Raw genomic sequence first — 13,048 nt, 5'->3', positions numbered from 1 at the left:
CGCCCGTCAGTCGGCGAAGCGTCCGAAGCGTCCCTTGTGGAAGAGGAGCGGACCGCCTTCGCCGGCGGCGCCCATGGCCTCGACCTTGCCGACGACGATGAGGTGGTCCCCGCCCGTGTGCACGGCGTGGATCCGGCAGTCGATCCACGCCGGGACCGCGTCGAGCTGCGGTGATCCGGTGGCGGGGGCGGGCGTGTGCGCGACCCCGGCGAACTTGTCGGCGCCGCTGACGGCGAACGCCCGGCACAGCGCGCCCTGTTCGGCGCCGAGGATGTTGACGCAGAACACCCCGGCGCGCGCGATGCGGGGCCAGGTGGTCGACGTACGGGCCACCATGAAGGTGACCAGCGGCGGGTCGAGGGAGAGGGAGGCGAAGGACTGGCAGGCGAAGCCGGCCGGGCCCTCGTCGTCCGTGCCGGGCGGGGCGGTGATGATCGTGACCCCGCTGGCGAAGTTCCCCAGTACGGCCCGGAACTCGGCCGGGCTGACGGGTGCGCGTTCGTCCTCGCCGACGGCCCGCAGGGCGGGGCGCGGGGTCGGGTCGACATGGCCGGGCCCCGGCTCCGGCTCCGCCGCGGCGGAGGTGGGGGAGCCGGCGGATCTGAGGTATCGGACGACGGTGGCCGCCATCCCTGCGTGTCCCATCACACGACCGATTGAAGCTGACGGAGCGTCAGATGGGAAGGGCGGTGCAGGGCCCGCGTCGAGCGGAGGGGCGGCCGTGGGGGCCGTCAGGGTGAAACCAGGACCGTGCGGGGGCACGCAGCCCGCGGGCCCGGTGCCCGCTCGGCATCGTGGCGGGGACCGCGTGACGGACCACCGACCGACCGCACGGACCCGACCCAGGGAGAACGCTCATGCTCGGCACCGACTTCCGTACCGGATCGCCCAACTGGCTCGACCTCGCGAGCCCCGACACCGGAACGGCCCTCTCCTTCTACACCGGCGTCTTCGGCTGGGACTTCCTCGCCCTCGGGCCGGAGGCGGGTGGCTACGGCTTCTTCCAGATCGGCGGGAAGACGGTCGCCGCGCTCGGGCCCCTCACCGAGGAGGGCGCCTCCTCCGCCTGGATGCTGCACTTCTGCACGCCGGACGTCCAGGCCACGACGGAGGCCGTCAAGGCGGGCGGCGGAACGGTGCGCGTGGAGCCGACGGACGTCATGGGCGAGGGCGTGCTCGCGCAGTTCACCGACCCGCAGGGCGCGGAGTTCGCCTGCTGGCAGCCCGGGAAGACCGCCGGGCTGGACCTGGCCTCCGCCGTGAACACCCTGGTGTGGGCGGAGCTGCACGTACCCGACCCGGTCGCCGGCATCGCCTTCTACGGCGGCCTGTTCGGATGGCGCTCCGCCGAGATGCAGGCGCCCGGGATGACCTACCGCGTGCTGAGCACCGCCGACGGGGACCAGGAGGAGGCCTCCTTCGGCGGCGTCGCGCCGCAGGGCGAGGGGGCGGGCGCCGGATCGAACGAAGTGCCGCGCTGGGTACCGTACTTCCACGTAGCCGACGTGGACGCCACCGTCGCCGCGATCCGGGGCAGCGGCGGCTCGGTGCTGATGCCGGCCGCCGACGTGCCGGAGGTCGGCCGGATGGCGTGGACCGCGGACCCGGCGGGCGCGGTGTTCGCGCTGCTCACGCCGGACCCGCGGATGTGAGGCCGCCGCGGGCCGGGTGCCGGTGCGACGACAGGGTCTCGTGCCTTGACCGGAAGGGTGAACCGGTCACAGCACTAGCGTCCGAGGTACTTGGGCGTGCGCCGCTCCACGAAGCTGGCCACTCCCTCGTTCGCGTCGGCCGTGGTCATGTTGAGTTCCTGGGCGGTGGCCTCGGCGGCCAGGGCAGCCGCCCGGTCGCCGTCCAGCGAGGCGTTGACCAGCTGCTTGGTCATGGCGAGGGCACGGGTGGGGCCCTGCGCGAGGCGCTCGGCCCACTCCCGGGCGGTGTCCTCCAGCGCCTCGGCCGGGACGACCTTGTTGACCAGGCCGAGGCGTTCGGCCTCGGCCGCCGGCACGGCGTCGCCGAAGAACATCAGCTCCTTCGCCTTCTGCGGGCCGACGAGGCGGGGGAGGAGGTACGCGCCCCCGCCGTCCGGTACCAGGCCGCGGCGGACGAACACCTCGATGAAGCGGGCCGGTTCCGCGGCGATGACCAGATCGCAGGCGAGCGCGAGGTGCGCGCCGATGCCGGCCGCCGTGCCGTTCACGGCGGCGACGACCGGTTTCTCGCAGTCGAGCACGGCGGTGATCAGCCGCTGGGCGCCGAGCCGGATCATGCGGGCCACGTCGCCCGCGACGCGTTCCGCCGTGGCCGGCGCCCCGCGCAGGTCGGCGCCCGCGCAGAAGCCCTTGCCGGTGGCGGTGACGACGACGGCCCGCACGCCGGGGTCGGCGGAGGCCTCGGCGAGCAGCGCGATGACCCGCTCGCGCTGGTCCCAGGTGACGGCGTTCATGGCCTCGGGACGGTTGAGCGTGATCCACGAGACGCCGTTGTCGATGCGGTGGAGGACTTCGTCCTCGGGAGTGGGGGCCATGGTGGAACTGCCTTTCGGGGGAGGGTGGGGCGTGCCGGGCACGTGCCGGCCGCGGGGCCGGTCCCGGCCCCGCGCCTGGGACGGCGCGGGGCCGGAGCCGTCAGCGGCAGATGGCCAGCGCGTCCAGCGCCACCGCCCCCTGTCCGCGCGGCAGCACCATCAGCGGGTTGACGTCCAACTCGGAGAGCTCGTCGCCCAGCTCCAACGCCATCCGCTGCACCCGCAGGATGACTTCCACCAGCGCGTCGACGTCCGCCGGCGGGGCCCCCCGTACGCCTTCCAGCAGTGCGTGCCCGCGCAGCTCCGTCAGCATCGCCCGGGCCTGGTCCTCGCCGAACGGCGGCACCCGTACCGCCGCGTCGTGCAGCACCTCCACGAGTACGCCGCCCAGGCCCACGGTCACCGTCGGGCCGAAGAGGTCGTCCCGCGTGACCCCGACGACCATTTCGACGCCGCGCTCCACCATCTGGCAGACGAGGATCCCGTCCAGCGGGACGTCCTCGTAGCGTGCGATGTCCGTCAGCTCCCGGTAGGCGTCGCGGATCTGGCTCGCCGAGGTCAGGCCGATCTTCACCAGACCCAGCTCCGTCTTGTGCGCGAGCTGGGGGCCCGAGGCCTTCATGACCACCGGGTAGCCGACCAGTCCGGCCGCCCGTACGGCGGCCGCCGCGCTGGTCACCAGCTGCTCCCGGGGCACTCGTATCCCGTAGGCGCGCAGGAGCTGCTTCGCCGCGTGCTCGCTGAGCTGCTGGCCCGGGCGCATCAGCGCCTGCGCCTTGCGGAAGGACGGTGACAGGGTGCGCGGGGCGTCGTCGAAGGGGGAGCGGTAGGCGGCGGTGAAGCGGTGGTGGCCGAGGTAGGCGCGGACGGCGGTGATGCAGTTGCCGAAGGTACGGAAGGTCGCCACGCGGGAGGATCCGAGGAGCGTGGTGCGGTAGGCCTCCTCGGTGCCGACCGGCGAGCCCCAGATCACGCAGATCAGCTTGTCGGTCCGCTCGGCCGCGTCCACCAGGTCCTGCGCGAGCTTGTCGCTCATGGGCGGGAAGGGCCCGGTGATCGGGCAGATCAGGACCCCTACGGAGGGGTCCGCGAGGATCGCGTCGATGATCTTGCGGCCGCGCCAGTCGCCGACGGGGTGGCCGCCGTTGTCCACGGGATTGGAGACGCCCAGGTACTCCGGGATCCACTGGTGGAGCTCGTCCTGCTTGGCCTGGGAGAGCGTCGGGATGCTGAGCCCCGCCTCGGTCGCCAGGTCGGAGAAGTGCGCGCCGGTGCCGCCGGAGATGGAGTACACGACGACCCCGTCGGCGAGCGGCTTGCGTGCGCGGGCCAACAGGGCCGCGGTGTCCTGGAGTTCGTCCAGTCCGTCCACCCGGATGACGCCGAACTGCCGCATGGCGGCGTCCACGACGGTGTCCGCGCCGGTCAGCTTCCCCGTGTGGGAGGCGGCCATCCGGGCGCCGGTCTCGGTGCGGCCGACCTTGACGGCGATGACGGGTACGCCGTTGCGCGCGGCCCGGTCGGCGGCGAGGAGGAACTGCCGGCCGTCCTTGAGGCCCTCCACGTAGCAGGCGATGGCTCCGACCTCGGGCTGCTCGGCGAAGTAGGAGATGAAGTCGGAGGTCTCCAGGTCCGCCTCGTTGCCCGTGGGGGCCCAGTGGGAGAGCCGGATGCCCAGCTCCTGGAGGGTGTAGACGGGCCGGCCCTGGTGGCCGGACTGGGTGATGAGCGCGATGGCCGGGCCGTCGAGGTCGTCGCGGAACTCCTCGAAGGCGTTGAGGTTCGTGTTGGGGCCGAGCAGGCGCAGGCCCGAGCGCCGGACGGCCGCGCCGAGGCGGGCCTGGGCGGCGGCGCCCTCGTTGCCGGTCTCGGCGAACCCGGAGGCGAAGGCGACGGCGAACTTCACCTTCGCCTCAGCCAGTTGCTCGACGACGGGCAGCGGGTCGGCGACGAGGAGGACGGCGAGGTCCACCTGTTCGGGGAGATCGGCCACGGAGGCGTGGCAGGGCAGCCCGAAGACGCTGCTGCGGGTGGGGTGGACGGGGTGGAGCCGGGCCCCGACGCGTTCGGCCCAGGCGATGAGCTGCCGGGTGATGCCCGTGTTCGGTCTGCCGTCGGCGTCCGAGGCGCCGATGACCGCCACGGACTCGGGCCGGAAGAACCGGTCCAGGTCGGGAGCGTCGGCGTGCAGGGGTCGACCGCTGACGTCCAGCGCGACCGTGTCCTCGGCGGATGGCGCCGCCGTGGAGTGGACGGCCGTCCTGGGGCTCTCCCCGCAGGCCTCGACGCGTGCGCGGAAGTCGGTGGTGAGGGTGCCGTGAGTAGATCCAAGCATCGTTCCGCCCGCTCCTGCTCGATGAACCTCGATAACTGACGCGTAGTCAGATTACTGAACTGACGCGTCGTCAGGAACAGGGATGCGCAGGAAAGGTGGTGGAGGTGGTGTGTGGAACACCGTCAGATGTCCAGGAACGGTCTCAGATCACCCCTGGGGAGGTCCAGACCGGTATTCGGCCGAGGTCGCACGCCACCGTGCGGTGCCTCGCCACGGACGCGCCGGGCACCGCGGGCAGGACCGACACGATCCGAAAGGGACGGCCTTGTGCCGCTAGTGCCGCGTCCGGAGAGTGCGGGCGACCGCCCTGGCGATCTTCTCGGCGTCCAGGGACAGTTCGCGGAAGTTGCCGCTGATGGGGTTGGTGAAGCCGGTGAAGTAGAGGTCGGGGGCCTCGGCCGGGGTTCGGGCGCCGTGCACGCGGGGACGGCCGCGGCCGTCCAGTACCGCGAGGTCGCCGACCAGCTCCTCCAGCGCACGGCGGTAGCCGGTGGCCGCGATCACCGCGTCCGGGGTGATGCGGGAGCCGTCCGCGAGGACCACCTCGGCACCGTCGAAGGAGGCGACCGCGGCGACCGGTTCCACGCGCCCGGCGCGGACCGCGTCGATCAGACCGACGTCCTGGACGGGGATCGCGCCCTGCTTCACCCTGCTGTACAGGCCTGCGGTGGGGCGCGGGAGCCCGTACGGCGACAGGTCCGGGACGGAGATCCTGCCGACGATCGCGCCGAGCCGGTCGACGAGGGCGACCGGGAGCCTGCGTACGAGGATCCCCGTGCGCTGGGCCGGCCAGCCGGCGGTGGAGCGGCGCAGGATGTGCGGCGCCGTGCGCACGGCCAGCCGGACCCGGGCGGCGCCGCCCTCGGCGAGGTCGACCGCGATCTCCGCGCCGGTGTTGCCGACGCCGACGACGAGGACGTCGCGGCCGGCGTAGGGGGCGGGGTTGCGGTAGTCGGCGGCGTGCGCGAGGTCTCCCGCGTACTCCTCCCGGCCGGGCCAGTCGGGGATGACGGGCGTGTGGTTGAACCCGGTGGCGACCACCACCGCCCCGGCGGCCAGAGTCCGGCCGCCCGAGGCGTGCAGGGTCCAGCCCGCGCCGTCGGTGGAGCGCTCGATCCGGGTCACCTCGATGCCGGTGGCGAGCTCCAGCTCGTGGAACTCGGCGTACTTCTCCAGGTACCGCACGACGTTGTCACGCGCGACCCAGCGTCCGAAGCGTCGCGGCATGCCGAGGCCGGGGAGCGCGGACAGGCGGCGCGTGGTGTGCAGGTGGAGCCGGTCGTAGTGCCGCCGCCAGGAGGCGCCGACGGCTTCCGACTTCTCCACGACCACCGTGCGGACCCCCCGCGCGCGCAGCGCGGCGGCGACGGCGAGGCCGCCGGGACCGGCGCCGATCACGTAGACCGGGCGGGGCTGGGTGGACATGTCGAGTGCTGCGGGGACTCCGGGCATGAGGTGTGAGCGTATCGACCCACGGAGCCGGTGGGTCTCGGACGAGGAGGGAATCGATTGCGGATCGATCACGGGGCTCTTGTGGGACGGGCCGCGATCCGCTGAACTGACGGTGCGTCAGGAGCGTTGCTCCATCGACGCGCCCGACGAAGGAGCGGAGTGGCGTGGTGAGCGACACGAGTGTGACGGCGGGGACGACCGGTGCGCGGTTCGACCTGCCGGAGATCGACGACTTCACCCGGCCCTACTGGGACGCGGCGTCCCGGGGCCGGCTGCTGCTGCGGCGCTGTGGAGAGTGCGGGAAGGCGCACCACTACCCGCGGGAGTTCTGCCCGGTGTGCTGGGCCGGGGAGGACCGGGTGACGTGGGAGACGGCGAGCGGCCGGGCCGCGCTGTACACGTGGTCGGTGATCCACCGCAACGACCTTCCCCCGTTCGACCGGCGCACGCCGTACGTGGCGGCGGTGGTCGACCTGGCCGAGGGGCCCCGGATGATGACCGAGGTCGTGGACTGCGAGGAGGCCGCCCTGCGCATCGGCATGCCCCTGTCGGTGACCTTCCGCGAGGCGGCGCAAGGCATCTGGACGGCGGTCTTCACCCCTGCCGCCTGACCCCCGCCCCGGCGCCCCGGGGTCAGGGCCACAGGAGGTGGCGGGCCCAGGCGGCGGCGGGGGTACGGGTGTACTGGAGGCGGGTGTGGCGCCGGGTGGCGTCGCCCTGGAAGAACTCGACCTCGGTCGGCGAGAGGACGTACCGGGTCCATGTCGGAGCCGGGGCGTCCGGCTCCGCACCCGCCCGCTCCCAGGCGGCCTCCGATACGCGGGCCAGTTCCTCCGGAGAGGACAGCACCTCGCTCTGCCGGCCCGTCAGCGCCGCCGCGAGCGCGCCGCGCGAGCGGACCGCCAGGTCGGCACGGCTCTCCGCCGCGTCGCACGCCGTGACCCGGCCCCGGATCCGGATCTGGCGGGCCACGGCGGGCCAGTAGAACCCCAGCGCGGCCTCCGGCCGCCCGGCCAGCTGCCGCCCCTTCGCACTGGTGGAGTGCGAGGCGAAGTGCCAGCCGCGCTCATCGGCCTCGTGCAGCATCAGCGTCCGCACGTCGGGCCGCCCGTCCGCGTCCACCGTCGCCAGGCTCATCGTGTGCGGCTCGGGCTGTCCCGCCCTGGCGGCGTGCGTGAACCACTCCCGGAACAGCGCCAGCGGCCCGTCCGGCGCGGCGGCCACGTCGAAAACGGGCAGCGGCCCGTCCCAGACGCGCAGGGAGTGCAGGACGGCGTGAAACTCGTCCGGGTCGGACGCGGAACGCCCGTGATCGCTGGTCGTAGACATGCCCTCAGGCTAGGGGACTCCCGGGACGCCACCGGGGACTGTCAACGCCCCTGAAAAGACAGCAGCCCAAGCCCACGACGTGCCCCACCCCCACTTCCCAAAGGTCACCCCCACCCCACCCCTCAGTCCCGTCCCAGGATGACCGTCCCCGAGGAGCAGAACCATCCCCCCGTGCCCGAGGCGAGGGCGACGCGGGGGAGGGCTCCGTCGCGCTTGAGGACCTGGCCCTCGCCCGACTCGCCGCGCAGCTGCCGTACGGCCTCGACCAGGAGGAACAGGCCGCGCATGCCGGGGTGGCAGGCGGACAGGCCGCCGCCGTCCGTATTGACCGGAAGCTCGCCGTCGCGGAGGAGCCGGCCCTTCTCGACGAAGGCGCCGCCCTCGCCCTTGGCGCAGAAGCCGAGGTCTTCCAGCGTCACCAAGGTCATGTACGTAAACGCGTCGTAGATCTCGGCCAGGTCCACGTCCGCCGGGGTGAGCCCGGCGCGGGCGAAGGCCTGGCGGCCGGACACCGCCGCGGGGGAGACCGTGAAGTCCTCCCATTCCGACATGGTGGTGTGTGACACCGAGGTGCCCGAGCCCAGGATCCAGACCGGTTCCTTCGCGGTGTCCGGTACGTAGTCCTCCGCCGCCAGCAGCACCGCGCACCCGCCGTCCGAGCGGATGCAGCAGTTCAGCTTCGTGAAGGGGTCCGCGATCATCCCGGAGGACAGGACGTCGTCGACCGTGATGGGCTCGCCGAACATCGCGTCCGGGTTGGTGGCGGCGTTCGCCCGCGCCTGGACGGCCACCTCGGCGAGCTGCTCGAGCGTGGTGCCGTACTCGTGCATGTGGCGGCGCGCGGCCATCGCGTACTTGGAGACCAGCGTGTGCCCGTAAGGGACTTCGAACTGCAGCGGCCCCCGCGCGCCGAAGGAGAGGTTCGACGTCCGGCGACGGGCCTTGATGTCGGCGCGCGCGGTGGAGCCGTAGACGAGGAGCACCGCGTTGGCGTGGCCGGCCGCGATGGCGTCCGCCGCGTGAGCGGCCATGACCTCCCAGGTGGAGCCCCCGACCGACGTGGAGTCGACCCAGGTGGGCCGCAGGCCGAGGTACTCGGCGACCTCGACCGGCGCGAGGATCCCGAGGCCGGCCGAGGCGAAGCCGTCGATCACCGAGCGGTCGAGGCCCGAGTCGGCCAGGGCCCGGCGGGCGGCCTGCGCGTGCAGGGCGTACGGGGTGGGACCGTCCACCCGGCCGCAGTCCGACAGGGCCACACCGACGACGGCGACACGCCGACGGCCCCCGGGCGACGGCGAAGAAGGCAACGAAGACGAAACCGAAACCGAAGACGAAGACGAAGACGAAGACGACAACGAAGACGAAACCGAAGACGACAACGACGCCCCCACCGGAGTCGCGGGCCCGCTCACGGGGCCGGGCATGGGTCCAGGCATGGCCCGACCGTACATCTGACGGCCAGTCAGTTCTAGTCCGCCGTTCTAGCCCGCAGTTTTAGCCCGCAGTGCCAGCCCGCGCGGCAAGACCCGCGCACTGGGATCCGCCGCCCCCTGTGCATCTGGCGCCACCCGCCCTAACATGACGGCCCGTCAGATACGGGGAGGAGCCCGACGATGGATGCCGCCTTCACCGCGGAGCAGGACGAGATGCGCCGTACCCTGCGCGAGATCCTGGGCAAACGCTGCGGCCCGGACGAGGTCAAGGCCGCCGTCCGCACCGCCGCCGGACACGACCGCGAGCTGTGGCAGCAGCTCTCCCAGCAGCTCGGACTGCCGGGCATCGCCGTAGCCGAGGAGTACGGAGGCGTCGGCTGCGCCCCCGCGGACCTGGCCCTGGCCTGCGAGGAGACCGGGCGGGTGCTGCTGCCCTCGCCCCTGCTGGCCACCGCCGTGCTCGCCGCGCCGCTGATCGCCGCCCTGGGTACCGGGGCCCAGCGCGCAGCCCTGCTGCCGTCGCTCGCGACCGGCGGGCTCACCGCCGCCCTCGCCGTACCCGGGCCGGCCCTGGGCACCGCCCTCGCGCTGACCGGGGACAACGCCGGAGGCGACTGGGCGGGCGGCGGCCGCGCCGGCGGGGTCCAGGCCCGAGCCGTGGACGGCGGCTGGCGCCTGTACGGGGAGGTCGCCCAGGTGCTCGACGGGCACAGCGCCTCGCTGCTGCTGGTCGCCGCGCACGCGGGAGGCTTCGCCCGCAGCCGCACGCTGCTCTTCCTCGTACGGGAGGACGCGCCCGGCCTCGTCCGGTCGCGGCAGGCGACCCTGGACGAGACGCGCCCCCAGGGCCGCGTCCAACTGAGGGACGTGGAAGCCGAAGTGCTGGGCGAAGGCCCGGACGACCCCGGCGGAGTCCTCGCCGCGCTCGCCGGCACCGGCCGCACCGCCGCATCCGTCCTGGCCGCCGAGGCGGTCGGCGCGGCCGGACAGGCGCTCGCCCGCACCGTGGAGTACGTCCGCCAGCGCGAGCAGTTCGGCCGGGCCATCGGCTCGTTCCAGGCCGTCAAGCACCGCCTCGCCGACCTCTACGTACAGGTCCAGGCGGCCCGTTCCGCCGCCTATTACGCGGCCTGGGACCCGGCGCAGGGCGGACTCGCCCTCGCCCAGGCCCTGGAGGCCCTGCGGATCACCTCGGGCGAGGCGATCCAGTTGCACGGCGGCATCGGCTTCACCTGGGAGCACGACGCCCACCTGTACTTCAAGCGGGGGGCTGCCGACGAGCTGCTCTTCGGCCCCGTCCAACAGTTGCGCGCCCACGCCGCGGACGCGGCCGGCCTGTTCACCCCAGCCCCCCGGAACGAGAAGAAGGAGGTGGCCGCGTGATGGCCGACGCCCCCGACGCCGACTCCGGCTCTGACGCCGACGCCGACGCAGCTCCCCACACCGCTCCCCGCACCGCTTCCCACGCCAACTTCGGCGTGAAGCTCATGCAGAAGGTCTCCTCGACCCTGCTGTTCGCCAAGATCGCGCCGCACTTCATCCCCGCCATGGACAAGGCGGTGCACAAACTGACCCGCGGCAAGGTCATCCTGAGCGCCCAGATGCTCCCCGGCGTGATCCTGACCGCCAAGGGAGCGAAGACGGGCGAGCCGCGCGTCACGCCGCTCGCGTGCATGCCGGAGCAGGACGGCGTGACCTGGCTGCTGATCGGCTCGAACTTCGGCCGCCCCGGACACCCGGCATGGACCGGGAACCTGCTGAAGAATCCGGACGCGGACGTGAGTTGGAAGGGCGAGGACATCCCCGTGCGCGCCCGCCTGCTGGCGGGTGAGGAGCGCGCGGAGGCGTGGCGGGCGGCGCTGAAGTTCTGGCCGCCGTACGCGACGTACCAGGCGCGCATCGAGCGCGAGATCCGGTTGTTCCGCCTGGAGCGTCGCTGATCGCGGCGGAAGTCCGTCAGGGCGAAGCGGGGCCGCCCGCACCACGGGGCTGGTGAACACCACGGGGCTGGTGAACACGATGGGGAGGGTGAAGGCGGCGGGCCCTGCGGTCAGGGTCCGCCGTCACTTCGTCGGCTTCTTGCCCGTGATGCCCAGGTGGACGAGCAGCGCCAGGTTCGGCTTGAGCTCGGCCTGCTTGACGCCCCAGGTCTGGAAACCCTTCTGGTGGGAGGCCACCGCGGCCAGCATGGCGACCAGCGAACCGGCCATCGCGGCCGGGCTGACGTCCTTGTCGACCTTGCCCTTGGCCTGGAGTTCCTTCACCGACTCCGTCAGGGAGTTGGTGACGGAGTTGAGGATCTTCATGCGGATCTTGTAGAAGCGCTTGTCGCCCTCGGCCGCGCCCAGGTCGACGACCCGCAGGATCGCGTCGTTGCGCCGCCAGAACTCCAGGAATCCCTCGACGAGTTCCTCGGCGGCCGCCCAGCCGGCCTTGCCGACCCACGCGCGCCCCTCGACCAACGCGGTCAACTGCGCACCCTCGTTGGCCATGCGCTCCGCGATCTCCAGGACGGCGCCCTCGACGTCCGGGAAGTACTGGTAGAAGGTCGCGGGAGAGGTGCCGGCCTTGCGGGCGACGTCGATCACCTTGACGTCGCGGTACGGCGAGGAGCTGAGCATCTCGCTGAGGCAGTCAAGCAGCTTCTGCCTCGTCGCCTGACCGCGCCGACCGGCAACGCGGCCGTCGACGGTACGTACTTGTCCTGTCATGCCGTCAGCTTACCGAGGGGTGATCGGGGCGCGATTCGGCCGCCTGCAAATGGGGTCACGGAGCGCCTGGCCTGGGCGTATGCCGGCCCCACCCGGTCCCGACGGCGGATTCCGGCCGCGTGGACGCCCCGGGCGCGCCCTCCGGGTTCAGGGCGTATCCCCCGAATAGTCTTATCAACAGGCTGTGGACAAGTTTTCGGGCACATCATGATCCGGAGGTGCATGGCTGGGCGAGTAGGGCGGGATGCCACACATCCCCGCACAACGGAAGGAACCGGGCTCATGGCCGCATTCGCGGAAGGCGCACCCTGCTGGGTCGACGCCTCGCTGCCGGACGTGGAAGCGGGCAAGCGCTTCTACGGTGAGCTCTTCGGGTGGACCTTCGCCGAGGGCGCGGGAGCACAATACGGCCATTACACCCAGGCCTACAGCCGCGGCCGCAACGTCGCCGCCCTCGCCCCCAAGCCCGACGGCCGCATGCCCACCGTCTGGGGGGTCTACCTCTACACGACCGACGCGTACGCCTGCGCGCAGCGCATCCGCGCCGCCGGCGGCCAGCTGGTGATGGACCCGATGCCCGTCGGCCCGTACGGGACCGCCGCGATGGCCGCCGACCCCGGCGGGGCCGTCTTCGGCCTGTGGCAGCCCGGCACCCACCACGGCTTCGACGCCCAGCAGGAGCCGTACACGTACTGCTGGACCGAGGTCTACACCCGGGCCCGCGACGCCGTCGACGTCTTCTACGCCAAGGTCTTCGGCTACGTCCCGCAGGACCAGGACGACAGCGGCGGCTCCGAATACCGCGTCTGGTCCCCGCCGGGCAGCGCGCCCGGACCGGACAGCGCCGTCATGGGCCGCAGCCTCATCACCGACGCCTTCCCGGCCATCATGCCCGCGCACTTCCTCGTGTACTTCGCCGTCCCGGACTGCGACCAGTCCGTCGCCATGGTCCAGCGGCTCGGCGGCCGGGTCACCGCCGATCCCTTCGACACCCCGTACGGGCGGATCGCGGTCGTCGCGGACAACCAGGGAGCGGTCTTCGGGCTGTTGTCGGAGCCGCGCACGAGGCCGGGCTCCTGATCGGCCTCCCGACCGGCCTGCGACCCGTTCCCCACCGGTGTCCGACCGGTTCCCACCGGGCCCGTCGCCCGTCTCCCCACCGGTCCCGTCACCCGTTTCCCGGCCGTCCCCGGCGCCCGTCGCGCACCCGCCCGGGCGGCCGGCGCGTTCAGCCTCACACGAACCCGCCCGCGTACCCGGG

At 72.9% G+C, this 13,048-nt stretch carries 12 protein-coding genes; 5 read left to right on the top strand and 7 right to left on the bottom strand.

Annotation, left to right across the window (positions count from 1 at the left end):
- Positions 1–6: 6 nt before the first annotated feature.
- Positions 7–630 (bottom strand): flavin reductase family protein, encoded by a 624-nt coding sequence (locus ABZY44_RS06245; RefSeq protein WP_356650581.1) that lies wholly within the window; start codon positions 628–630, stop codon positions 7–9.
- Between the two features lie 227 nt (positions 631–857).
- Between ABZY44_RS06245 and ABZY44_RS06240 the strand changes: the two genes are divergently transcribed.
- Complete coding sequence (locus ABZY44_RS06240) at positions 858–1,652, top strand: VOC family protein (RefSeq protein ID WP_356650427.1); 795 nt, start codon at positions 858–860, stop codon at positions 1,650–1,652.
- Positions 1,653–1,726: 74 nt separating this feature from the next.
- Here ABZY44_RS06240 and ABZY44_RS06235 read toward each other — a convergent pair whose 3' ends face one another.
- The 3 genes from ABZY44_RS06235 to ABZY44_RS06225 form a co-directional block, all read right to left on the bottom strand.
- Positions 1,727–2,527 (bottom strand): enoyl-CoA hydratase-related protein, encoded by an 801-nt coding sequence (locus ABZY44_RS06235; RefSeq protein WP_356650426.1) that lies wholly within the window; start codon positions 2,525–2,527, stop codon positions 1,727–1,729.
- A 100-nt stretch (positions 2,528–2,627) separates the two neighbouring features.
- A complete protein-coding gene (locus ABZY44_RS06230) occupies positions 2,628–4,862 on the bottom strand; it encodes an acetate--CoA ligase family protein (RefSeq protein ID WP_356650425.1) in 2,235 nt (744 codons plus the stop codon).
- Between the two features lie 273 nt (positions 4,863–5,135).
- A complete protein-coding gene (locus tag ABZY44_RS06225; RefSeq protein ID WP_356650424.1) occupies positions 5,136–6,314 on the bottom strand; it encodes an NAD(P)/FAD-dependent oxidoreductase in 1,179 nt (392 codons plus the stop codon).
- 167 nt (positions 6,315–6,481) lie between these two features.
- Between ABZY44_RS06225 and ABZY44_RS06220 the strand changes: the two genes are divergently transcribed.
- Complete coding sequence (locus ABZY44_RS06220; protein ID WP_356650423.1) at positions 6,482–6,925, top strand: Zn-ribbon domain-containing OB-fold protein; 444 nt, start codon at positions 6,482–6,484, stop codon at positions 6,923–6,925.
- Positions 6,926–6,947: 22 nt separating this feature from the next.
- Here the strand turns inward: ABZY44_RS06220 and ABZY44_RS06215 are convergent, their stop codons facing one another.
- Both ABZY44_RS06215 and ABZY44_RS06210 read right to left on the bottom strand, forming a co-directional pair.
- Complete coding sequence (locus ABZY44_RS06215) at positions 6,948–7,643, bottom strand: pyridoxal 5'-phosphate synthase (RefSeq protein ID WP_356650422.1); 696 nt, start codon at positions 7,641–7,643, stop codon at positions 6,948–6,950.
- Positions 7,644–7,765: 122 nt separating this feature from the next.
- The gene (locus ABZY44_RS06210) at positions 7,766–8,950 is read right to left on the bottom strand and encodes an acetyl-CoA acetyltransferase (protein ID WP_356650421.1); all 1,185 of its coding nucleotides are present in this window, start codon (positions 8,948–8,950) and stop codon (positions 7,766–7,768) included.
- A gap of 306 nt (positions 8,951–9,256) precedes the next feature.
- Between ABZY44_RS06210 and ABZY44_RS06205 the strand changes: the two genes are divergently transcribed.
- Both ABZY44_RS06205 and ABZY44_RS06200 read left to right on the top strand, forming a co-directional pair.
- Positions 9,257–10,459, top strand: coding sequence for an acyl-CoA dehydrogenase family protein (locus ABZY44_RS06205; protein ID WP_356650420.1), 1,203 nt, complete (start codon positions 9,257–9,259; stop codon positions 10,457–10,459).
- A gap of 104 nt (positions 10,460–10,563) precedes the next feature.
- Positions 10,564–11,016, top strand: a complete 453-nt coding sequence (locus ABZY44_RS06200; RefSeq protein WP_356650579.1) for a nitroreductase family deazaflavin-dependent oxidoreductase — start codon at positions 10,564–10,566, stop codon at positions 11,014–11,016.
- A 123-nt stretch (positions 11,017–11,139) separates the two neighbouring features.
- Here ABZY44_RS06200 and ABZY44_RS06195 read toward each other — a convergent pair whose 3' ends face one another.
- Positions 11,140–11,787 (bottom strand): TetR family transcriptional regulator, encoded by a 648-nt coding sequence (locus ABZY44_RS06195; RefSeq protein WP_356650419.1) that lies wholly within the window; start codon positions 11,785–11,787, stop codon positions 11,140–11,142.
- A 282-nt stretch (positions 11,788–12,069) separates the two neighbouring features.
- Between ABZY44_RS06195 and ABZY44_RS06190 the strand changes: the two genes are divergently transcribed.
- Positions 12,070–12,867 (top strand): VOC family protein, encoded by a 798-nt coding sequence (locus ABZY44_RS06190; protein WP_356650418.1) that lies wholly within the window; start codon positions 12,070–12,072, stop codon positions 12,865–12,867.
- The last annotated feature ends 181 nt before the right edge of the window (positions 12,868–13,048 follow it).

It is taken from the genome of Streptomyces sp. NPDC006544 (genome assembly GCF_040611715.1).
Taxonomy (GTDB): Bacteria; Actinomycetota; Actinomycetes; order Streptomycetales; family Streptomycetaceae; genus Streptomyces.
This window is presented reverse-complemented; position numbering and strand designations above follow the sequence as displayed.